This is a genomic window from Paraburkholderia franconis (assembly GCF_009362735.1).
Classification (GTDB): domain Bacteria; phylum Pseudomonadota; class Gammaproteobacteria; order Burkholderiales; family Burkholderiaceae; genus Paraburkholderia; species Paraburkholderia franconis.
In genome coordinates, this window is the sequence record NZ_WHNP01000206.1 from 1 (window position 1) to 1,652 (window position 1,652).

General features: G+C 64.2%; 1 protein-coding gene. It reads right to left on the reverse strand.

Going from position 1 to position 1,652, the window contains the following annotated elements; all coding sequences use genetic code 11:
- Positions 1-415 precede the first annotated feature (415 nt).
- Positions 416-1,567, reverse strand: coding sequence for an IS110 family RNA-guided transposase (locus tag GCT13_RS47605; RefSeq protein ID WP_152768427.1), 1,152 nt, complete (start codon positions 1,565-1,567; stop codon positions 416-418).
- Positions 1,568-1,652 lie beyond the last annotated feature (85 nt).

Here is a 1,652-nt window from a genome sequence, read left to right on the forward strand (position 1 = left end):
CCTTCTATGGGGCCTCGGAAGTCAAGCACGTTGCAATATAAAAACTCTCTGTCATACGAAGCAAACCGTCCCTTGACCGATCCGTCGTCTACGGCCAGTCCGCGCGGTCGCCTCTTACGACCAGACGCGGGCTGGCCGTAGACGACCGGTAACGGGTGGTGCAGATCGGCATGCCAATGTCGTTCAGGTCAGGGTGGGTGATGGGACCGGCCATGGCCTGGTCGACCTTCTATCCGTGCCGGCCGGGCAGGCCGGTCACCTTATGCCGCATGCGCAAAGCGCGCGGGAGCCACCCTGTTACCGGACGCGCCCCATCTCAAGTCACGGCTACCTGCATGGGTAGCCCAGGTTTTTTGCGGGCGCGTTGACCTTCAGATGCCGTCGTGCTTCAGATGCCGTCGTGCTTCAGCTGTCGTCAGATGCTTGCCATGTTGATACCTCGCGGTTTAAGTGTCGCACCAGCAGGAATCTCACCATGTTCGAGATAGCGCCACAGCGCGATTGCAAGACGCCGTGCGAGCGCGACGATTCCGATGCGCCGCAACCGCTTGCCGGTGCCCGCAAAGCGCTGGTTGAACCAGTGGCTGAGCTGGCTGCCGGGCTGCCAGCGTAGCCATGTCCAGGCGAGCTCGACCATCAGCCATCGGCATCGCCGGTTGCCCGCCTTGCTGATGCCGAGTTCGAACTCACTGGTGCCGCTGGCATACGGCGTTGGCGTCAGGCCCAGGCTGCCGGCCACTTCCCGGCGGTTGCGAAACTGGCGCCAGCCGAACAGCTCCCGGACGAGCGTCCACGCGCTGCCTGTACCTATGCCGGCAAGCTGTGCGAGCAATGCCATGCCGGGGTGTGCGCCGCTGCACACCTGCTGGTCCTGCTGCCTTTCGAGCAGGCGGATCTGGTTGCGCACCAGCGTGAGCCGCTCACATTCGCGTTCAATCTCGGCGCGCAGGCCGGGGAGCAACTGCTCGCGCTGCCGGACCCACCAGCGAGTCCAGATGCGGCCACCGACATACCTGACCCGAAGGTTGTGCAGCACGAGCAGGGAGCGGATCCGGTTGATGTGCGCGGTACGTTCCTGCCGCAGGCGTTCGAGCTCGCGGTGCAGGCGCCGGTCGTCCTCCTGCTCGGGCGTGGGAATGCGTGCCACCGCCCACACGCGCCGCTCGCCCGCGTAATAGCGGATGAGCATCGACAGCAGCTTGTCGCTGTCAAGCCGGTCGGTCTTGGCGCGGCGCCTGCGCCGGTTCACTTCGATACTGGCCGAATCCACCACGAGATTGACGATGTCCTGTTCAGTCAGCCAGCGGTGCAGCCAGAAGCCGTCGCGACCGGCTTCATAACAGCTGTACACCGGTGCGTCGGCGCCGAGATGGCAACGCGCCCTGGCGTTGGCGATCGCGATGAGGACTGCGGTGGTATCACCAGCGGCGACCGTGCAGCGGCTGGGCGCGCGCTGGCCATCGCCCAGTGAGAGCTTCCAGCTCTTGTCGCCCAGTTCAAAAGCCATGTACAGGCGGCCACCTGCCGTCGTATTCTGCCCGCGGAGGGCTGTGTCAGGCGCATCCATTTTGCATGCTCCTTCGGAGAAAACGAGTTCGTATCCCGTTTTACTCCGGCTGGCTTACTTCCACGGCCCTCCCATAGCATCTCAA